Raw genomic sequence first — 16,264 nt, 5'->3', positions numbered from 1 at the left:
TGGGTCAAAAAATCGGGCATCCGGCAAAGCGTCGGTTGCGCCGGCACAATGACTGCATTGGCCGGCACATTAACGGAGCCGCTTGGAGCGTGACGTCATGAAAGAACTGGACGCCAAGGACCGGGACATCCTCGCCATTCTGTCGAAGGAAGCCCGCATCCCGCTGAAGACGCTTGCCGGGCGCATCGGCCTGTCGCGAAGCGCCACCAGCGAGCGGGTGGCTTCGTTGGAAAAGAGCGGCGTCATCAGAGGTTACCGGGCCGATATCGGTCAGATGGACGCCGGGCTTGTCTGCGCTTTCCTGCTGGTCACGCTGATCCGCACGCCGTCAATCGGCATTCTTGACCAGTTGGCGCGCTATCCGGAGGTGCGGCGCGTGTCGTCGGTGAGCGGCCAGCTCGATCTCATCGTCGAGGTCGAGGTGCCCTCGATCGACAGGCTCAACACGGTGCGCGACCTCATTGCCACGCTCGGCGGCGTCGAGGACCTGACAACCGCAATTGTCCTGCGCCGGGATATCGAACGCGCCGTAGGTTGAATGCCCGTAACAACGGTCATCCTTGGCGTCGCCTATTTGGCGATCTCCAGCAGGGACGAGACCAGCAGCTCGCGCTCGTCCTTCGACATCACCTCGGAATCGAAGAGGTTCATGCTGCGCAGCCCCTCGATGGCGAGGTAGCAAACCAGCAGCGATTTGAGGTCTTTCGTCTCGCCTTTCAGCCGTTCGAAAAGCTGCCGCTTGAATGTCTTTATCGGCGTCATGAAATCGGGATCCTCGGCAATCGCAGAAAAGATCCAGGACGCCGAGGGCTGCTTTTCCTCGCAATCATTGGCCGACAGTTTGATGTAGACGGCAAGCGGATTTTTGCCGTCGTCGCTGCTGTTGGCGGATTCCAGCGCTTGCTCGAAATCGCGCAGATAGCCCTCGACCAGCCCCTGCATCAATTTGGCCTTGGTCGGGAAATTGTAGAGCAGCCCGCCCTTCGACACGCCGGCGCGGCTGGCCACCGCCTCCAGCGACAGGCTGCCGGGCCCGGATTCCCGGGCGACATCAGCCGCTGCGGCGAGAATTTTCTCCCGCGAATTCGGTCGTTGGGCTCTCATGGCGCCTCCCTTCGCAAGCTTAGGCCCAATTGACAAGACCGTCCAGACGGTACAGTAAAGCCGCCATTATTTGAAATCGGGACCCGCAGTCGATATGTGTCCCGATGTCCGAGCTTCGCGCCGGATTTCGACTGAGGGGACTTCCTTGTTCAAGCGCATACTCCGTATCTTTATCATTATTTTGGTCCTGGCCGTGCTCGTCATCGTGGTCGGCGGCATCGTCGGCTTCAACTTCCTGCGCGACAATGGCATCAAGCAGTATTTCGCCACGATGAAGCCGCCGGCGGCGACCGTGTCGACGACCATCGCCAAGCCGTCGAGCTGGACCCCTGGCGTCGAGGCGATCGGTACGGTGCGAGCCGTGCGCGGTGTTGACCTGACGGTTGAGACAGCCGGCATCGTCAAGGAAATCCCCTTCCATGCCAACGAGAAAGTGGCGGCCAACGCGGTGCTGCTGCAGCTCGACGATGCCGTCGAGCGCGCCGATCTCGACGCACAGAAGGCGCAGGCCGCGCTCGATCAGGTGTCGCTGACCCGTGCCATCGAACTGACCAGGCGTGGTGTCGGCTCCGACTCGACGCTGGACAGTGCGCGTGCGGCGGCGTCCGCTTCGGCATCCCAGGTCACCAGGCTGCAGGCCGTGCTCGATCAGAAGCAGCTGACGGCGCCTTTCGCTGGCACCGTTGGCATCCCGAAGATCGACCTCGGCCAATATCTGTCGCCCGGCACCGCGGTGGTGACGCTGCAGGATCTCGACACGATGCGCGTCGACTTCTCGGTTCCCGAACAGCAGCTGCCGCTGCTCAAGATCGGTCAGACGGTTCGGCTGGGCCTCAGCGGCGCGGACATGCCATTTGCCGGCGCCATTCGCGGCATCGACCCCAAGATCGACCCGTCCAGCCGGCTGGTGAACATCAGGGCGGAAGTCGCCAATCCCGATGGCAAACTGACCCCTGGCCAGTTCGTGCAGGTGCGTGTCGAACTGCCCGAGGAGCAGAACGTGCTGTCACTGCCGCAGACGGCGCTGACCACCAGCCTCTATGGCGACTACATCTTCGTCGTGCAGCCGGCCAAGCCCGCCGAGGCCGCCCCGGCCAAGCCGGAAGAAAAACCAGCCGCCGCGGCCACCGACAAACCGGCGGACGCCAAGCCGGCGGACACGATGAAACCGGCAGCCGATGCCATGAAGCCGGCGGCTGATGCCATGAAGCCTGCCGCCGATGCTGCAAAGCCAGCGGACAAGGCCGCTTCCGATGCCACCAAGCCGGCAGCTACCGATCCGGCCAAACCGGCGGCGGAAGGCGACAAGCCCGCGCTGGTGCTGTCGCAGGTCTTCGTCAAGCCCGGCCGCCGCAATCAAGGCATGGTCGAGATCGTCGAAGGGCTGAAGGCTGGCGAAGAGGTCGTCACCGCGGGTCAGAACCGCCTGTTCAACGGCATGTCCGTCAACGTCGACAACACCATCGACCCGACCAAATCGGCGAACAAGCAGGCCGACCAGCAATGAGCTTTTCCGATCTCTTCATTCGCCGGCCCGTCCTGTCGACGGTCCTTGCCTGCATGATCCTGCTCTTGGGTTTCCAGGGCATCTTCAACCTGTCGATCCGGCAGTATCCGAAGGTTGACGAAACCGCGATCACCATCACGACGGCCTATCCGGGCGCCAGCGCCGACCTGATCCAGGGCTTCATTTCCGCCCCGATCGCGCGCGCCGTCGCCTCGACCGAGAACATCGACTACGTGACATCGTCCAGCCGGCCGTCCTCCAGCACCGTGACGGTGCAGATGAAGCTCGGCTCCAACCCCGACGTGGCGCTGACCGAAGTGCTGTCCAAGGTCCAGGGCGTGCGCGGCACCTTGCCGGACGCTTCCAAGGATCCGGTTATCGTCAAGGGCACCGGCCAGCAGTTCGCGATGATGTACATCTCGATGCAGAATCCGAACATGACGAAGGAGCAGCTGACGGAGTATATCGAGCGTGTCATCAGGCCCCGCATGTCGACGGTCGAAGGTGTCGCGGACGTCCAGATCTTCGGTGCCCAGCAATACTCGATGCGCGTCTGGATCGACCCGATCAGGCTTGCCGCGCGCGGCGTGACGGCGGCGGAAGTGCTGGCGGCAATCAACAATTCCAACTTCCTGTCGGCGCCCGGCAACACCCAGAACGAATATGTCGTCTCGTCGATCACCGTGCGCTCGACGCTGCAGACACCGGAAGCCTTCGCCGAACTGCCCCTGCGCTCGACCGACGGCAATGTCGTGCGGCTGCGTGACGTGGCCCGCGTCGAACTCGGCGCGGAAAACACCGACACCAGGGTCTCCTTCAACGGCAAGCCTGGAACCTTCCTCGCCATCTTCCCGACCCCGGCGGCCAACCCGCTGACCACCGCGGCAGCGCTCACCAAGCTTGTGCCGCAGATTCAGGAAACGCTGCCGAAAGGCATGACGATCGAGGTCGTCTACGACGCGACCGGGCAGATCAGCGCCTCGATCGACGAGGTGTTCAAGACTATCGGCGAGGCGGTTGCCATCGTCGTCGTGGTCATCCTGTTGTTCCTTGGCTCGTTCCGCTCGGTGATGATGCCGATCGTCACCATCCCGCTGTCGCTGATAGGCGTCTGCTTCCTGTTGTTTGCGGTGGGCTATTCGATCAACCTTCTGTCGCTGCTGGCCATGGTGCTGGCGATCGGCCTTGTCGTCGATGACGCCATCGTGGTGGTGGAGAATATCCACCGCCACATGGAAGAAGACCACATGTCGCCAATGCAGGCGGCGTTCAGCGGCATGCGCGAAATCGCTTCTGCCATTGTCGCCATGACAATGACATTGGCCGCCGTGTTCGCGCCTTTGGCCTTCACCGGCGGCCTGACCGGCGCGCTGTTCCGCGAATTCGCGGTGACGCTCGCCGGTTCCGTCGTGCTGTCGGGCGTCATCGCCGTCACCATCACCCCGATGATGTCGGCGCGCCTCCTGAAGTCCGGCACGCCGGGCCGTTTCCAGCGCATTGTCGATGGCATTTTCGCGCGGGTCGAGCACGTCTATGAGCGGGCCGTCACCGGTTCGCTGAACTATCGTCCTTTGACGCTGATCATCGTGCTCGCACTCGTCGGCGTAACCGGCTTCATGTTCACCAAGACTTCGAGCGAGCTGGCGCCGGAAGAGGATCAGGGCTTCCTGCTCTCGATCGTGACCGCGCCGACCTATGCGACATCGGACTATACCGAAACCTATGTCAACCAGATGCTCGGCCTGGTGAGGGATATTCCCGAAACGCGGGCGCAGTTCTCGGCGGTCGCCTTCGGTGGCACGACAAACAGCGCCTTCGTCGGCTTTGCCTTCAAGGATTGGGCTGAGCGCAAGCGCAGTTCGAAGGAACTGCAGGCCGACATTACGGCCCGCCTCGCCAAGGTGGCGGGTGTCCAGGCCTTCGTCTTCGCACCGCCGACGCTGCCGGGCTCTGGTGGCGGTCTGCCGATCGCCCTGGTGGTACGCTCGACCGGTGATTCCGCGGAAGTGTATAAGGCGGCCGAGCAGATCAAGAACAAGGCGCAGGCCTCCGGCCGCTTCATCGTGGTGCAGAACTCGATGTCTTATGACTCGCCGCAGGTGACCGTGACCATCGACCGCGACCGCGCCGCCGCACTCAACCTGCCGATCGCCGATATTGGCCGCACGCTGACGCTGCTGGTCGGCGGCGCCGAAGTGGCGCAGTTCGACCGCGACTCCAACAGCTATGACATTATCCCGCAGGTGCCGCAGCAATTCCGCGACAACCCCGAAAGGCTGGGCGAATATTTCGTGCGCAGCGTGACCGGCGAGATGGTGCCGCTGTCGGCCGTGGTGAAGATTTCGAACAATGCCTCGCCGGCCGCGATCGAACAGTTCAACCAGCTGAATTCGTCGACGATCTCCGCACTGCCGCTGCCCGGCGTCACCACAGGCGACGGCTTGAAAGTCCTCGAGGATATCGCCAGGGAGAGCCTGCCCGACACCTTCTTCATCGACTACTCCGGCCAGTCCCGGCAGGAGAAGGAACAGGGCAACACCATCCTGATCGCTTTCGGAGCGGCCATTATCGTCATCTATCTGGTGCTGGCGGCGCAGTTTGAAAGTTTCCGCGACCCGCTGATCATCATGATGGCGGTGCCGCTGTCGATCTTCGGCGCGATCGTGCCGCTCAATCTCGGCCTCGGCACGCTCAACATCTACACGCAGGTGGGTCTGATCACACTGATCGGCCTGATCACCAAGCACGGCATCCTGCTGGTCGAGTTCGCCAACCAGCAGCGCGAGGCGCATGGCATGCGGCGGCGTGACGCCATCATCGCCTCGGCCAAGGTGCGCCTGCGGCCGATCCTGATGACGACGGCTGCGATGGCGCTTGGTGTTGTGCCGCTGATCACGTCGAGCGGCGCAGGTGCGGCGGCCCGCTATTCGATGGGACTGGTCATCTTCACCGGCATCCTGGTCGGCACCATGTTCACGCTGTTCGTCGTGCCGATGTTCTACACCTTCATCGCCAGCAAGGACCTGCCGCATCTTGCGGAAAAGCCTGATCCGAAGCTGATGCCGGCATTGCCGGACTGATAGAGCAATTCCAGGAAAAGTGTGAAGCGGTTTTCCGTCCGGAATTGCGTTAAAACAAAGAGCTAGAGCAGTTCACCGTTTCATGGAAACGGTGAACTGCTCTAGAAAGCCGAAGAACAAAAAAGAGGCCGGAAAAATCCCGGCCTCTTTTTTTTGGCTGTGCTCGATACCGCCGGAATGTTCCAGCGGGAGTCCTGAACAGGCACAGCAGTCTGCCGGCCCGTTCCTCAGCCTGCTACTTGACGATAACGATGCTGGTGTTGGCCGGCCCGAAGGTCTCGACAAGCTGGTAGAAATCGGCCGCATTGTCGGGATGCAGCCGCACGCAGCCATGCGAGGCCGGCTGGCCGAGGCGCTTGATGGCATAGGTGGCGTGCACCGCGTAGCCACCGCTGAAGAACACCGAGTGCGGCATCGGCGCGTTGTCGTACTTCTTCGAATACCACATCTCATGCATGCGCGTCGGCTTGAACGAACCGGTCGGCGTCACATGCGCCCGGTCGCCGGTGGAAACCTTCCAGGCGAAGGTCGGCCGGCCATCGACCGAGACTTCCATGACCTGCTGTGAAAGCGAGACCCGCGCCACGATCTTGTTGGCGGCATGGGCCGCGCTGGCGCCGAAAAGAAGTGCCGTGCCCGTCAGCGCGGCGGCGGTGATGTTGATGAGCTTGGCGGAAATGGTGGTGTGCATGATGTCCCCTCTCTCTGCCGGTCCGGCCGGCTCCAATTCGATGAGCGGCTTATCGCTGCGGCATGTTTCGGACAGATTTCGCGAAATGCTCGTTTGTGTTTCGATTTTGTTTCCTCTGGTTAACGAACCAAGGGGTCATGGCGACGTCGATCCCGCTCGCAAATCGGAACAACAAGCAGCACATGGGTATTTTCTGTGAAACGAAAGTTCGAATTGCCTTAATATGAAAGGCTCAAGGGTGATCTCGAAACCAACCTGCAACAAAGCGCAGCTTCAGGCGGCATGATCCGGATACGGGCCGGAACGAAAGTTGACGTAACGAAAGCAGACGGCAACGACCATGGGAACGAAATCGAACACGCGGTCCTGGCTACTCAGGATCAGCATCGCGGCGGCGGCCATCGGCGGCGTCGGCACAGTTGCCGGCGGTCCTGTGGCAAGGCTGGCGGCGATGACCTCGAGCGAGATCTCTACCCTGCACGTCGCCCTGTTTTCCGCCTCGGTCTGGATTGTTTCCAGCCTGCGCATCGCTCGGCTCAAGGCCCTCTGGCGGGTTGGCCTTCGCTTGCTGGCATTGCGCGGCCCCTCCGGCAACTTGCTGCCGAGAGGACCGAAGGCCCGCGCCGCAGCGGGGGGCTCCGTGGGCGGCGCGGGCACTTCGGGAGTTTCCTGAAGCGACCCGCTTCAAATTTGATTTCTGGGAGTTGGAACGATGAAAACGAAATTCGCGGCCTCGGTGCTTTCCGCACTGCTTTATGCGCAGGGCCTGCTGGGCTTTGCCGCCCTTGCCACCGTGCTCCTCAAGGACCGCGCCGCCCACGCAAACGAATTCATCGTGAGCACCGATATGCCATCGGGTCCGTCACTGCTGGTTGTACGCTGAACAGCGGGAGCATCGGTGAATGGAAAATCCGATGCTCAGCCAGAATGACAGCCCAAGCGCGACGCCGTCAGTCGGCGAATTGCTGTGGCGGATCGAACCGGTAGCCGGCGCCACGTATGGTGGTGATGGTCTCGGTGTCGAGCTTGCGGCGCAGCCGCACGATGCGCGAATCGATCGAGCGATCGAAGGCGTCGGCATTCTCGGCCGGTGCCGCGGCGATGATGTCGTCACGTGTCAGCACCTTGCGGGGGCTCGCCAGGAACAGCCTGAGCAGCGCCACCTGACCGGGCGAAAGCTGTTCCTCCGTACCGGAGCGGTGCATGACGATGGCCGATCTCAAATCGACGGTCGCGTTTTCCAGCACGATCAGTTCCTGGATGCCCCTGCCGCGCCGCGAAAGCAGGCCGCCGACGCGGGCGGCGAGTTCCCTGACATTGAGCGGGCTTTCGACAACGTCGGCCGCACCCAGTTCGAGCGCCAGCACCTTGTCGACGAGATCGGCCGGCCGGCAGATCAGGATGAAATCGGGCCCGCCCTCGCCACCCTCGCCTTGGCCGCCATAGCGCCTGAGCAGATCGCGCCCCTCCGCCTGGCTGAGACTGTCGCCGACGACGACGACGTCGATGCCCTTGCCCGCCAGCAGCGATTCCGCCTCCCAGGGCTGCCGCGCCTGGCGCACATCATGGCCACGCCGCTCGAGATGGTCAGCGAGTTCGGTCGCCACCACCTCGGCGACGGAAACAAGCGCGATGACGGCTCGTGCTGCCATGTTTTCCAACCATTCCCTTGCAACCGGATATGAGTGCTGGACATGATGTTTATACCCAATCTACTTTCCACTGAAAGTGGCAGCGAGGGCATCGTGCGGGCAAGAATTGTTATCGTCGAGGACGAGCCCGACCTAAGGGACGCGGTAGCCGAATATCTCGGCGCCGCCGGCTATGATGTGGCGACCGCGGAAACTGCGGCCGCCGCGCGCAGCCTGATCGAGACCAAAGCCTTCCATCTGGCCATTCTCGACATCGCCATGCCTGGCGAGGACGGGCTGTCGCTCGGCCGCTGGCTGCGCTCGAAAATGCCGATCGGCATCATCTACGCGACCGCCGCCGGCACGGCGCTCGACCGCATCGTCGGGCTGGAACTCGGTGCCGATGACTATATCGTCAAGCCATACGAACTGCGCGAAGTGCTGGCGAGGGTGCGCAGCGTGCTGCGCCGCGTTCCACAGCCGACGGAACCGCAAGACAGGAAGGCCAGGACGGATCGCCGCTCGGTCGTTTTCGGCCCGTTCCAGGCCGATCTCGACGGCAGGCTGGTCACCGGCGCCAACGGCGCCGTGATCGACATGGCCAAGAGCGAATTCGACGTGCTGGAGGTTTTCCTGACCCGCGCCAACCGGCTTTTGACGCGCGCCGCGATCTCGGAAGCGATCGGCTTCACCGAGGATCCGGAATCGTCGCGTGCCGTCGACATCCGCATCATGCGCCTGAGAAAGAAGATCGAGGCGGACCCGGCCAACCCGAAATTCCTGCGCACGGTGCGTGGCGAAGGCTATATCTTCTCGCTGCCGACCGGCGACAGCAACTGAGCGCCAGACCCACAGGGTTCAGGTTCGCAGCCGCTGCTCGCCGATCGGATTAGGATTGGCATGACCTTGGAACAACGGCTGAAAATGACGGGCGAAGCGACAAGCACGGATATGCAGGGTTTCAGGCAGGGCGCGGCGATGGCGGCCGTGCGCGTCGTTCGCCGGCTGCGCGAAGCCGGCGACTGGCAACGCGAGATGGAAGGCATACTGGAAACCCTGTGTCGCGCCATGGAGTGCCAGCGCGGCATTCTGTTCCGCTTGCGCGAACTGCCCGGCCAGGGTTTTGCTCAGTCGGTTGCCGCCTACTGGATCGACCCCGACTTCGGCGGAGAGCTGGCGTCACCGACCGTCATCATGCAGTCGATCGTCAACTCCGATCCACTGCTGGAGCGGGTGGCTGAAGACGAACGGCAGGGTAAGATCTTCGCCGGGCATACGCGCAATCTCGAAGGTTTCCTTAGAACCGACTTCGAAAAGCAGAACATCAAGTCGTTCCTGTCGGTGTCGGTCTTCGCGCACGGCCATCTGTGGGGCACGCTTGCCGTCAATGACTGCGTCGACGAGCGCGAGTGGACCGACGAGGAAGAGGCGACGCTGCACATCATCGCGCTCGCCATCGGCGACGCCATCGAACACTCGCCCTCCGACGCCCATGCCAGCGAAGTGATACGACGCACCATGCTGCAGGCCTCGCTCGACGCCATCATCGTCATCGACGAGGCCGGATCGATCATCGAATTCAATCCTGCCGCCGAAAAGATGTTCGGCTTCCAGCGCAGCGACATCCTCGGCAAGGACCTGCTCGACACCGTCGTGCCGGAATACTACCGCAAGGGCTATTCCTCGGGTGCCGACTACATGTCTGGCCGCGGCGCGCCGATGGTCGGCCAGCGGCTGGAGACCGTGACGCAGAACGCCGCCGGCGAGGTGTTTCCAATCGAGCTGACGGCGACCGAGATGCGGGTCGCCGACCGCCGCCTGATCTTCGGCTCGATCCGCGACCTGCGCGACAGGCTGCGTGCCGAGGAAGAGATCAACCGGCAGCGCGAGAAGCTGCACCAGAACGAGAAGATGGCGGCGATGGGTTCGCTGCTTGCGGGTGTTTCGCACGAGCTCAACAACCCCTTGGCGGTGGTGGTCGCGCAATCGACGCTGCTGCATGAATTCGCCACCGATCCGCAGACCAAGGTGCGCGCCGAGAAGGTGCGTGCCGCCGCCGAGCGCTGCGGCCGCATCGTCAAGAGCTTCCTGTCGATGGTCCGGCTTCATCCGGCCGCGCAGGCCGAGACCGATCTCAACCAGGTGATCCGCGCCGCGCTCGAGGTGACCGCCTATGGCGCACGCTCGAGCGGCATCATCATCGACACCGATTTCGCGCCGGGTCCGCTGCTGGCCATGGCCGATGCCGACCACGTCACGCAAGTGGCGGCCAATTTCCTCATCAACAGCCAGCACGCACTGGCCGGCATTGCCGGCGACCGGCTGATCAAGGTGCGGACCTTCCGCAGCGATCGCGGCAATCCCGGCTTCTCGGTCGAGGACAACGGCCCCGGCATTCCCGAAGCGATCCGCAACCGCATCTTCGAATCCTACTTCACCACCAAGCCGGTTGGTGTCGGCACCGGCATTGGCCTGTCGATCTCGAAATCGATCATCGAACGGCACAATGGCAATGTCTGGTTCGAGGAAGTGCAGCCCAGGGGCGCGCGTTTCGTCGTCCAGTTGCCGGCCATTTCGGCGGGGAACGCCGCTGCCGGCGAAACCCAGCCGCGCTCGAGCGGCCTGCGTCATGCGCTGATCATCGACGACGAGCCTGACGTTGCGGGCTCCTTGTCCGACATTCTTGAATTGATGGGCATCAAGTCGCGGATCGCGCCGGTTTGGGAATCGGGCGCCGCCACCTTGAGCGGCCACATGCCGCCGGACATCGTCTTTTCGGACCTGCGCATGCCCGGCATCAGCGGCATGGCCATCTACCGCGAACTGCTGGCCGAGAGGCCTGAACTGGCACGGCGTTTCGTGCTGGTTACCGGCGACCTGATCGGCGCCAAGGCCGAAATCGAGGCCTTGCCGGCGCAGCAGCGGCCGCAGATCCTGGAAAAGCCGTTCAGCACGCTGGATGTGCGCAGCGTGCTTTCAACCATTGCCGAGCAAGCGGCACTGAACGGATAGAAAAAAGGCTCCCGGCCGACATGCGGGCGGGAGCCGAAGGGAGCGCTGGAGGAGCGCTCGGGGAGGTCAGAGCAGGAGCCCGAAGAGGGAACCGGTTTTCGGGATCATGCTTCGACAAAAATCAGAAAATGTTGGGCGTGTTGGTCAGCGGCGCGGCATTGGCGATCATGCGGATCGCACGGGCCTTGTGCGTGCCGGACTGCTGGGCGATGGCGCGCAGGCAATCGACGCTCTCGGCACCCCAGGCCTGGCCCTTGCAAGCGAAGTCGAGCGTCGGCATCGGCAGGCGAGCGGTCTTGATTGTCGTCGGCGCCCCGTCAACGACGTTGGCCGGCGGATTCAACGAAGCGAAGGCCGGCCCGACTGTCGGCGCGAACGCCATGCCGGCGAAGGCGCAAGCAGCCAGCGCCATGAACATGGCCATGGGGTGGTCGCTGGCGCGTTGGCGTAGGGCCAGTTTCGGGCGGCGGTCAGCGCGCTCTGGAGCCTGGAAGCGGTGTTCGCTGCTGATGGTCTCAACTTTCGCATGCATTGCCTTCCCCTTCGCTGCGTTTCTTTTTGATGATGAAACGAACTTAATCGCACTTTGTAACAGCACAAAATTGGTGCGGGACTGGCAATGTAACCATATTGCAACGGCGCCATCGGGCAAAACCAGGCAGAATCGGTCACGCCGACTCGCATTTCGCCGAGGCAAGCGAACTCAAGCCGGCTCTCGCCAGGCGATCCCGGCTAAGTTCCTGCCGAACACCAATTGGGCGAGGCGCCGGGAGCGCTTTCTTGCCCCCGGCGAGGCGTCTTGTTCCTCAGCCCGCACGCTTCGTGAAATCGCGCTTGAATGGCGTTTCGGAACCAGGGCTAACACCCGGATTCTCCGCGATTTTCTTGGCCGGCAGCTGTACCGAATTCAGCCGTGGGCGATCCAAGGAACCTGCCTTGGAATCCTTCGTACTTTCACAAGCCATTGCATTTCAATGCAAAATATGATTTTATTGAATGATTATTCAACAAAAAGAAGAGACGTTTTATGAACCCGCACCTCCGTGACGTGGCGATCCCCAACGATTGGGACCGGCGGGGACTACCGGGCTGGAGTTACCATTCCGATGCCCTTCTCGAACTCGAGAAGGAGCATGTTTTCCGCAACCACTGGCAGATCGTCGGCCATGTCAGCGACATCCCGAACGCCGGCGACTATCTGACCATGGACGTGGTCGGCGAGCGCGCTTTGATCGTTCGCGGCAAGGACGGCGTCGTGCGCGGCTTCAACAACATGTGCCGCCACCGCGGCAGCCGCGTCGTCGCCGACAGCCAGGGCAATTGCAAGAACGCGCTGGTGTGCCCGTTCCATGGCTGGGTCTACAATCTCGACGGCACGCTGCGTGGCGCCGCGCGTCCGCGCTCCTTCCCCGATCTCGACAAGACCGAGTTCGGCCTGATGCAGCTCGACCTCGAAATCTGGATGGGTTTTATCTTCATCCGCTTCCGCAATGGCGGACCGCAGCCTTCCGTCGCTGAGCTGATGAAGCCGATCGAGCCCGAATTCGCGCATTACAAGGCCGCCGACATGGTGCCGTCCTGGGGCATCTGGAGCCAGAAGACCCCGGTCAACTGGAAGTCGGTGCGCGATGTCGACAATGAGGGCTATCACGTCGCCATGGCACATCCTGCCCTGCAGGATCTCTATGGCGCGACCTATTTCGACGAGCCTTTCATCAACGGCGTGTCGCGCTCCTTCGCCACCTACAACCCGCATGCCGGCCGCCGCTGGAGCGTCAAGAACTACGTCAAGATCGCGCCGGAGCCGACGCATCTGCCGGATTATCTGAAGAAGGCTTGGGTCTATTACGGCATCTTCCCCAATGCGGTCATTTCGGTGATGCCGGAATCCGTGCAGTTCTATCAGGAGTTTCCGCTGTCGACGGGTGAAACCCTGCTGCGCGGCGCCATCTACCGCTACCGCGACGAAAGCCGCGAGCAGGCCGCCGCCAGATACCTGTCCTTCCGCATCGACCGCGACACCATGTCGGAAGATGTCCAGCTGTCGGTGTGGTCGAACGAATCCATGCTCTCCGAAGCCTTCGAGGGTTTTTACCTCTCCGACCTCGAATATGGCGTGCGCACCCACCACGACCATCTGCGCAAGATGCTGCCGGTGCTCGGCCTGGAAACCGCGCCCGAGGAGAAGGATATGTGGAATTTGAACGACGCGCTGAGGTCGCGGTCGTAGGACGCGGCCAATCACCGTTTGATAACCAAGCCACGCTATTGTGGGATTGGCTATCAACGGCCGTTGGGACCACGAAGCAGGCATGTCGAGTATTTCCCCGCTGCGAACCAATCCGACGGCGGGCATGGCCGTTCAGCTCCTGCAAGGCGTCAACGCCAAGGCGTCCGGCCGTGACCAGTCGGCAATGCCTGGGTTGGTGGGCGACGATCGCGCCAGCAAGGCAGTCTCGACGATCATCCGCATCCTCATGGACGCGAAGGGCAACACCGCCATCGCGGCTCAGGCGCCTGGCGCGACCGTCAGCGTGTCGACCGGGAGCGGCAACGACGCGGTATCGATAGACGCCAACGAGGCCGATATCGTCGACACCGGCGCTGGCAATGACGTGATCACCATCCGCACCTCAGGCGGCCTCTCGAAATGGGGCGGCGCCATATTGTCCTCGGTCAGCCGTATCTACGCCGGCAGTGGCAATGATGCGATCTCGATCACCGCACATGGCAGCGCCACCAACGTGGATGGCGGCGACGGCAACGACGCCATCGCAATCACCAGCACACAGGCCGGGCAGGAACCATTCGATCGCGGCATAGACGTCATCAACGGCGGCGGCGGCAACGACAGTATCGCGTTGTCAACAGCGTCCGACGTGGGCCGCGTCTATGGCGACGGCGGTAATGATGCGATCGCCATAAGCGCCGGCCGCTCCGTCTGGCAAGTCGATGGCGGTGACGGTAACGACCAGATCGCTATTGCTGCCGCCGGCGTGAGCCATGTCTATGGCGGCGACGGCCGTGACACGATCAATGTGGCCGCGCGGGGTACGAACCAGATCTATGCCGGATCGGGCGATGACATCGTGACTGTAAGCGCCGATCGCGCCTCCCGCGTGCATGGCGAGGACGGCAATGATGTGCTGCAAATCACCGCTTCCGATGTCCGCGATGTCGATGGCGGTGACGGCAATGACACGATCATCATCACCGGTGACAAGATCGCCTCCGTCCACGGCGGCGCCGGCGATGACAGGATCGTCTTGAACAACACCGGCGAGCGAGCCGCGCATGTTTTTCTGGTCAATGGCGAAGGCCACGACCAGATCGAGACCAATGGAGCACTGGCGATCTCGCGCTTCAATCAAGACGGCACGCAACGCCTGGACATGACCAATACAAAGGTCACCCAGAACGATGACGGCACGCTGACCATCGGCTTTTCGGACAGCGCCGACACCATGACCGTCAAGCTGACGGGCGCCATGGCCGGCACCAAGCTGGCCTTCGATATTCCCCGGGATGGAAGGACGCTCGTTATCCGCGCCGCCGATCAGCCCGTAAAAATGCCGTGGGAATAGCGCAGCCAACAGCGCGGGCGCGGTTAATTGGCGAAATGCCGGCAGGCAGGTGAGGGGCAGCGCCGGCTTTTGAGGTTATCGCTTTGTTGTCGCCCGAGATCTCAGCCAATCGCCGAAGCCAGCGCCGCCCCTCATCCGCCCTTCGGGCACCTTCTCCCCGTGAAACGGGGAGAAGGAAGAAGCCATCACCCCCGCCACACGCCCTCTTTCCTGAGATCATCCATCGTGCGCGAAATGCCTTCGCGCAGAATCCCGACCATGTCGTCGATCTGCTCGCGCGTGATGATCAGCGGCGGCGACATCACGCACATGTTGATCAGCGGCCGCACCAAGAGGCCGAGCTCATGGCAGTGGGCGTCGATGCGTTTGCCGACATCCTTGTCGAGCTGCAGCGGGTCCTTGCTTTCGCGGTCGGCGACGCATTCGACGCAGCCCATCAGCCCGGCGCCGCGCACCTCGCCGACCAGCGGCAGTTCTTCCAGCGTCTTCAGCTGCGCCTGGAAATAGGGCGCGACCGCCTGCGTATGGGCAAGCACACCTTGTTCCAGCAGGTCGAGGTTTTTCAGCGCCACGGCGCAGCCAACGGGATGGCTGGTGTAGGTCAGGCCATGGCCGAACATCGCGTCGGGATGGTTCGAGCGGCGCAGCTCTTGCAGCAGCCGTTCCGAGATGATGACGCCGCCGAGCGGGAAATAACCCGAGGTGACGCCCTTGGCGAAGGTGATCATATCGGGATCGATGCCGAACACATCACCCGAGGCGAAGACATGGCCAAGCCGGCCGAAGCCGGTCACCACCTCGTCGGAGACATAGAGGATGTCGTTGTCGCGGCAGATCTCGCGGATGCGCTTGAGGTAGCCGTCCGGCGGGATGACCACGCCGCCCGATGCCTGCACCGGCTCGCCAACGAAAGCACCGATCTTGTCGGCGCCGACACGGGCGACCGTGTCGCGGAACTGGTCGACCAGGAAATCCGTGAAGGCGGCAAGGCTCATGCCGTGCGGACGGCGGAACGGATCGGGCGAAGACAGCTTGATCACCAACTCGTCGGCGCCGTCCATCCAGTCGCGGTCGCGCGGGCGGCCGTTGAGCGAGGCCGACAGATAGGTCGAGCCGTGATAGGCGCCGCCGCGCGACAGGATCAGCTTCTTTTCCGGCCGGCCGCGCACATTGTTGTAGAACTGCATGAAGCGCAGCGCCGTCTCGACGGCCGAAGAGCCGCCGGTGGTGTAGAAGACATGGCTGAGATCGCCCGGCGCATGGCCGGCGATGCGCATGGCAAGTTCCGCCGACGGCGTGTTCATCGTGTACCAGGGCGTGTTGTAGGACAGCGCCATCGCCTGGTCGTACATCACCTTGGCCAGTTCCTCGCGGCGGTGGCCGACATTGACGCACCACATGCCGGCAGGCCCGTCGATCAGCCGCTTGCCGGTATTGTCGGTGATGTAGATGCCATCGCCCTCGCCGATCAGCGCGCGTGCTTCGGCACCCACGGAACCGGCGTAGGGCCAGGGCTGGATGAGATGGCGCTTGCCGAGTTCGACGGCATCGTCATCCCCGGACGCCGCCATTTCGCTCGCCTTCAGATCTCTCACCGCAGCCATCGTCGTCTCCACATCTCTATCATTTTTTCGGACTCCAAATTCGGCGTCAAA

At 62.7% G+C, this 16,264-nt stretch carries 14 protein-coding genes; 8 read left to right on the top strand and 6 right to left on the bottom strand.

Annotated features, from left to right (window positions below):
* The first annotated feature begins 97 nt into the window (after window positions 1–97).
* Window positions 98–538: an Lrp/AsnC family transcriptional regulator gene (locus CKW40_RS18730; RefSeq protein ID WP_095201342.1), complete on the top strand. Its 441-nt coding sequence runs from the start codon at window positions 98–100 to the stop codon at window positions 536–538.
* Between the two features lie 32 nt (window positions 539–570).
* On the opposite strand, the gene CKW40_RS18725 is transcribed toward CKW40_RS18730, so the two are convergent.
* Window positions 571–1,104 carry a TetR/AcrR family transcriptional regulator gene (locus CKW40_RS18725; protein WP_095201341.1) on the bottom strand — a complete coding sequence of 178 codons (534 nt, stop codon included), beginning with the start codon at window positions 1,102–1,104 and terminating at the stop codon, window positions 571–573.
* Between the two features lie 145 nt (window positions 1,105–1,249).
* Here CKW40_RS18725 and CKW40_RS18720 point away from each other — a divergent pair, with 145 nt between their 5' ends.
* On the top strand, window positions 1,250–2,611 hold the full coding sequence (locus CKW40_RS18720) for an efflux RND transporter periplasmic adaptor subunit (protein ID WP_095201340.1): 1,362 nt from the start codon (window positions 1,250–1,252) through the stop codon (window positions 2,609–2,611).
* Window positions 2,608–5,691 (top strand): efflux RND transporter permease subunit, encoded by a 3,084-nt coding sequence (locus CKW40_RS18715; RefSeq protein ID WP_095201339.1) that lies wholly within the window; start codon window positions 2,608–2,610, stop codon window positions 5,689–5,691. Before CKW40_RS18720 ends, CKW40_RS18715 begins: the two co-directional genes overlap by 4 nt.
* A 235-nt stretch (window positions 5,692–5,926) precedes the next feature.
* Here CKW40_RS18715 and CKW40_RS18710 read toward each other — a convergent pair whose 3' ends face one another.
* Both CKW40_RS18710 and CKW40_RS43800 read right to left on the bottom strand, forming a co-directional pair.
* Entirely contained in the window at window positions 5,927–6,382 is a 456-nt protein-coding gene (locus CKW40_RS18710; RefSeq protein WP_095201338.1) for a L,D-transpeptidase, read from the bottom strand.
* A 273-nt stretch (window positions 6,383–6,655) separates the two neighbouring features.
* Window positions 6,656–6,910, bottom strand: a complete 255-nt coding sequence (locus CKW40_RS43800; RefSeq protein WP_179298007.1) for a hypothetical protein — start codon at window positions 6,908–6,910, stop codon at window positions 6,656–6,658.
* A gap of 184 nt (window positions 6,911–7,094) precedes the next feature.
* On the opposite strand from CKW40_RS43800, the gene CKW40_RS18700 reads away from it, so the two are divergent.
* Window positions 7,095–7,265 carry a hypothetical protein gene (locus CKW40_RS18700; protein WP_095201336.1) on the top strand — a complete coding sequence of 57 codons (171 nt, stop codon included), beginning with the start codon at window positions 7,095–7,097 and terminating at the stop codon, window positions 7,263–7,265.
* A 67-nt stretch (window positions 7,266–7,332) separates the two neighbouring features.
* On the opposite strand, the gene CKW40_RS18695 is transcribed toward CKW40_RS18700, so the two are convergent.
* Window positions 7,333–8,034, bottom strand: coding sequence for a response regulator transcription factor (locus CKW40_RS18695; RefSeq protein WP_095201410.1), 702 nt, complete (start codon window positions 8,032–8,034; stop codon window positions 7,333–7,335).
* A gap of 45 nt (window positions 8,035–8,079) precedes the next feature.
* Between CKW40_RS18695 and CKW40_RS18690 the strand changes: the two genes are divergently transcribed.
* Together CKW40_RS18690 and CKW40_RS18685 are read left to right on the top strand one after the other, a co-directional pair.
* Window positions 8,080–8,853, top strand: coding sequence for a response regulator (locus CKW40_RS18690; protein WP_179298013.1), 774 nt, complete (start codon window positions 8,080–8,082; stop codon window positions 8,851–8,853).
* A gap of 84 nt (window positions 8,854–8,937) precedes the next feature.
* Window positions 8,938–11,025: a PAS domain S-box protein gene (locus CKW40_RS18685; RefSeq protein ID WP_179298012.1), complete on the top strand. Its 2,088-nt coding sequence runs from the start codon at window positions 8,938–8,940 to the stop codon at window positions 11,023–11,025.
* A 121-nt stretch (window positions 11,026–11,146) separates the two neighbouring features.
* Here the strand turns inward: CKW40_RS18685 and CKW40_RS18680 are convergent, their stop codons facing one another.
* Complete coding sequence (locus CKW40_RS18680; RefSeq protein WP_095201335.1) at window positions 11,147–11,557, bottom strand: hypothetical protein; 411 nt, start codon at window positions 11,555–11,557, stop codon at window positions 11,147–11,149.
* A 495-nt stretch (window positions 11,558–12,052) separates the two neighbouring features.
* Between CKW40_RS18680 and CKW40_RS18675 the strand changes: the two genes are divergently transcribed.
* Window positions 12,053–13,255, top strand: coding sequence for an aromatic ring-hydroxylating oxygenase subunit alpha (locus tag CKW40_RS18675; RefSeq protein WP_095201334.1), 1,203 nt, complete (start codon window positions 12,053–12,055; stop codon window positions 13,253–13,255).
* 82 nt (window positions 13,256–13,337) lie between these two features.
* Window positions 13,338–14,609: a calcium-binding protein gene (locus tag CKW40_RS18670; protein ID WP_095201333.1), complete on the top strand. Its 1,272-nt coding sequence runs from the start codon at window positions 13,338–13,340 to the stop codon at window positions 14,607–14,609.
* A 185-nt stretch (window positions 14,610–14,794) separates the two neighbouring features.
* On the opposite strand, the gene CKW40_RS18665 is transcribed toward CKW40_RS18670, so the two are convergent.
* Window positions 14,795–16,213, bottom strand: coding sequence for an aminotransferase (locus CKW40_RS18665; RefSeq protein WP_095201407.1), 1,419 nt, complete (start codon window positions 16,211–16,213; stop codon window positions 14,795–14,797).
* Window positions 16,214–16,264 lie beyond the last annotated feature (51 nt).

Origin of the sequence: Mesorhizobium carmichaelinearum, from assembly GCF_900199455.1 — a bacterium.
Taxonomy (GTDB): domain Bacteria; phylum Pseudomonadota; class Alphaproteobacteria; order Rhizobiales; family Rhizobiaceae; genus Mesorhizobium; species Mesorhizobium carmichaelinearum.
The sequence above is the reverse complement of the archived record's forward strand: the minus strand, read 5'-3'. Positions and strand labels throughout refer to the sequence as shown.

Bases quoted from the DNA above. Each gene is read 5' to 3' on its own strand.
- CKW40_RS18685 (WP_179298012.1), top strand. From the start codon at position 8,938: ATGACGGGCGAAGCGACAAGCACGGATATGCAGGGTTTCAGGCAGGGC.
- CKW40_RS18725 (WP_095201341.1), bottom strand. From the start codon at position 1,104: ATGAGAGCCCAACGACCGAATTCGCGGGAGAAAATTCTCGCCGCAGCG.
- CKW40_RS18730 (WP_095201342.1), top strand. From the start codon at position 98: ATGAAAGAACTGGACGCCAAGGACCGGGACATCCTCGCCATTCTGTCG.
- CKW40_RS18675 (WP_095201334.1), top strand. From the start codon at position 12,053: ATGAACCCGCACCTCCGTGACGTGGCGATCCCCAACGATTGGGACCGG.
- CKW40_RS18700 (WP_095201336.1), top strand. From the start codon at position 7,095: ATGAAAACGAAATTCGCGGCCTCGGTGCTTTCCGCACTGCTTTATGCG.
- CKW40_RS18680 (WP_095201335.1), bottom strand. From the start codon at position 11,557: ATGCATGCGAAAGTTGAGACCATCAGCAGCGAACACCGCTTCCAGGCT.
- CKW40_RS18710 (WP_095201338.1), bottom strand. From the start codon at position 6,382: ATGCACACCACCATTTCCGCCAAGCTCATCAACATCACCGCCGCCGCG.
- CKW40_RS18670 (WP_095201333.1), top strand. From the start codon at position 13,338: ATGTCGAGTATTTCCCCGCTGCGAACCAATCCGACGGCGGGCATGGCC.
- CKW40_RS18695 (WP_095201410.1), bottom strand. From the start codon at position 8,034: ATGGCAGCACGAGCCGTCATCGCGCTTGTTTCCGTCGCCGAGGTGGTG.
- CKW40_RS18665 (WP_095201407.1), bottom strand. From the start codon at position 16,213: ATGGCTGCGGTGAGAGATCTGAAGGCGAGCGAAATGGCGGCGTCCGGG.
- CKW40_RS18690 (WP_179298013.1), top strand. From the start codon at position 8,080: ATGTTTATACCCAATCTACTTTCCACTGAAAGTGGCAGCGAGGGCATC.
- CKW40_RS43800 (WP_179298007.1), bottom strand. From the start codon at position 6,910: ATGCGCAGGCTGGAAACAATCCAGACCGAGGCGGAAAACAGGGCGACG.
- CKW40_RS18715 (WP_095201339.1), top strand. From the start codon at position 2,608: ATGAGCTTTTCCGATCTCTTCATTCGCCGGCCCGTCCTGTCGACGGTC.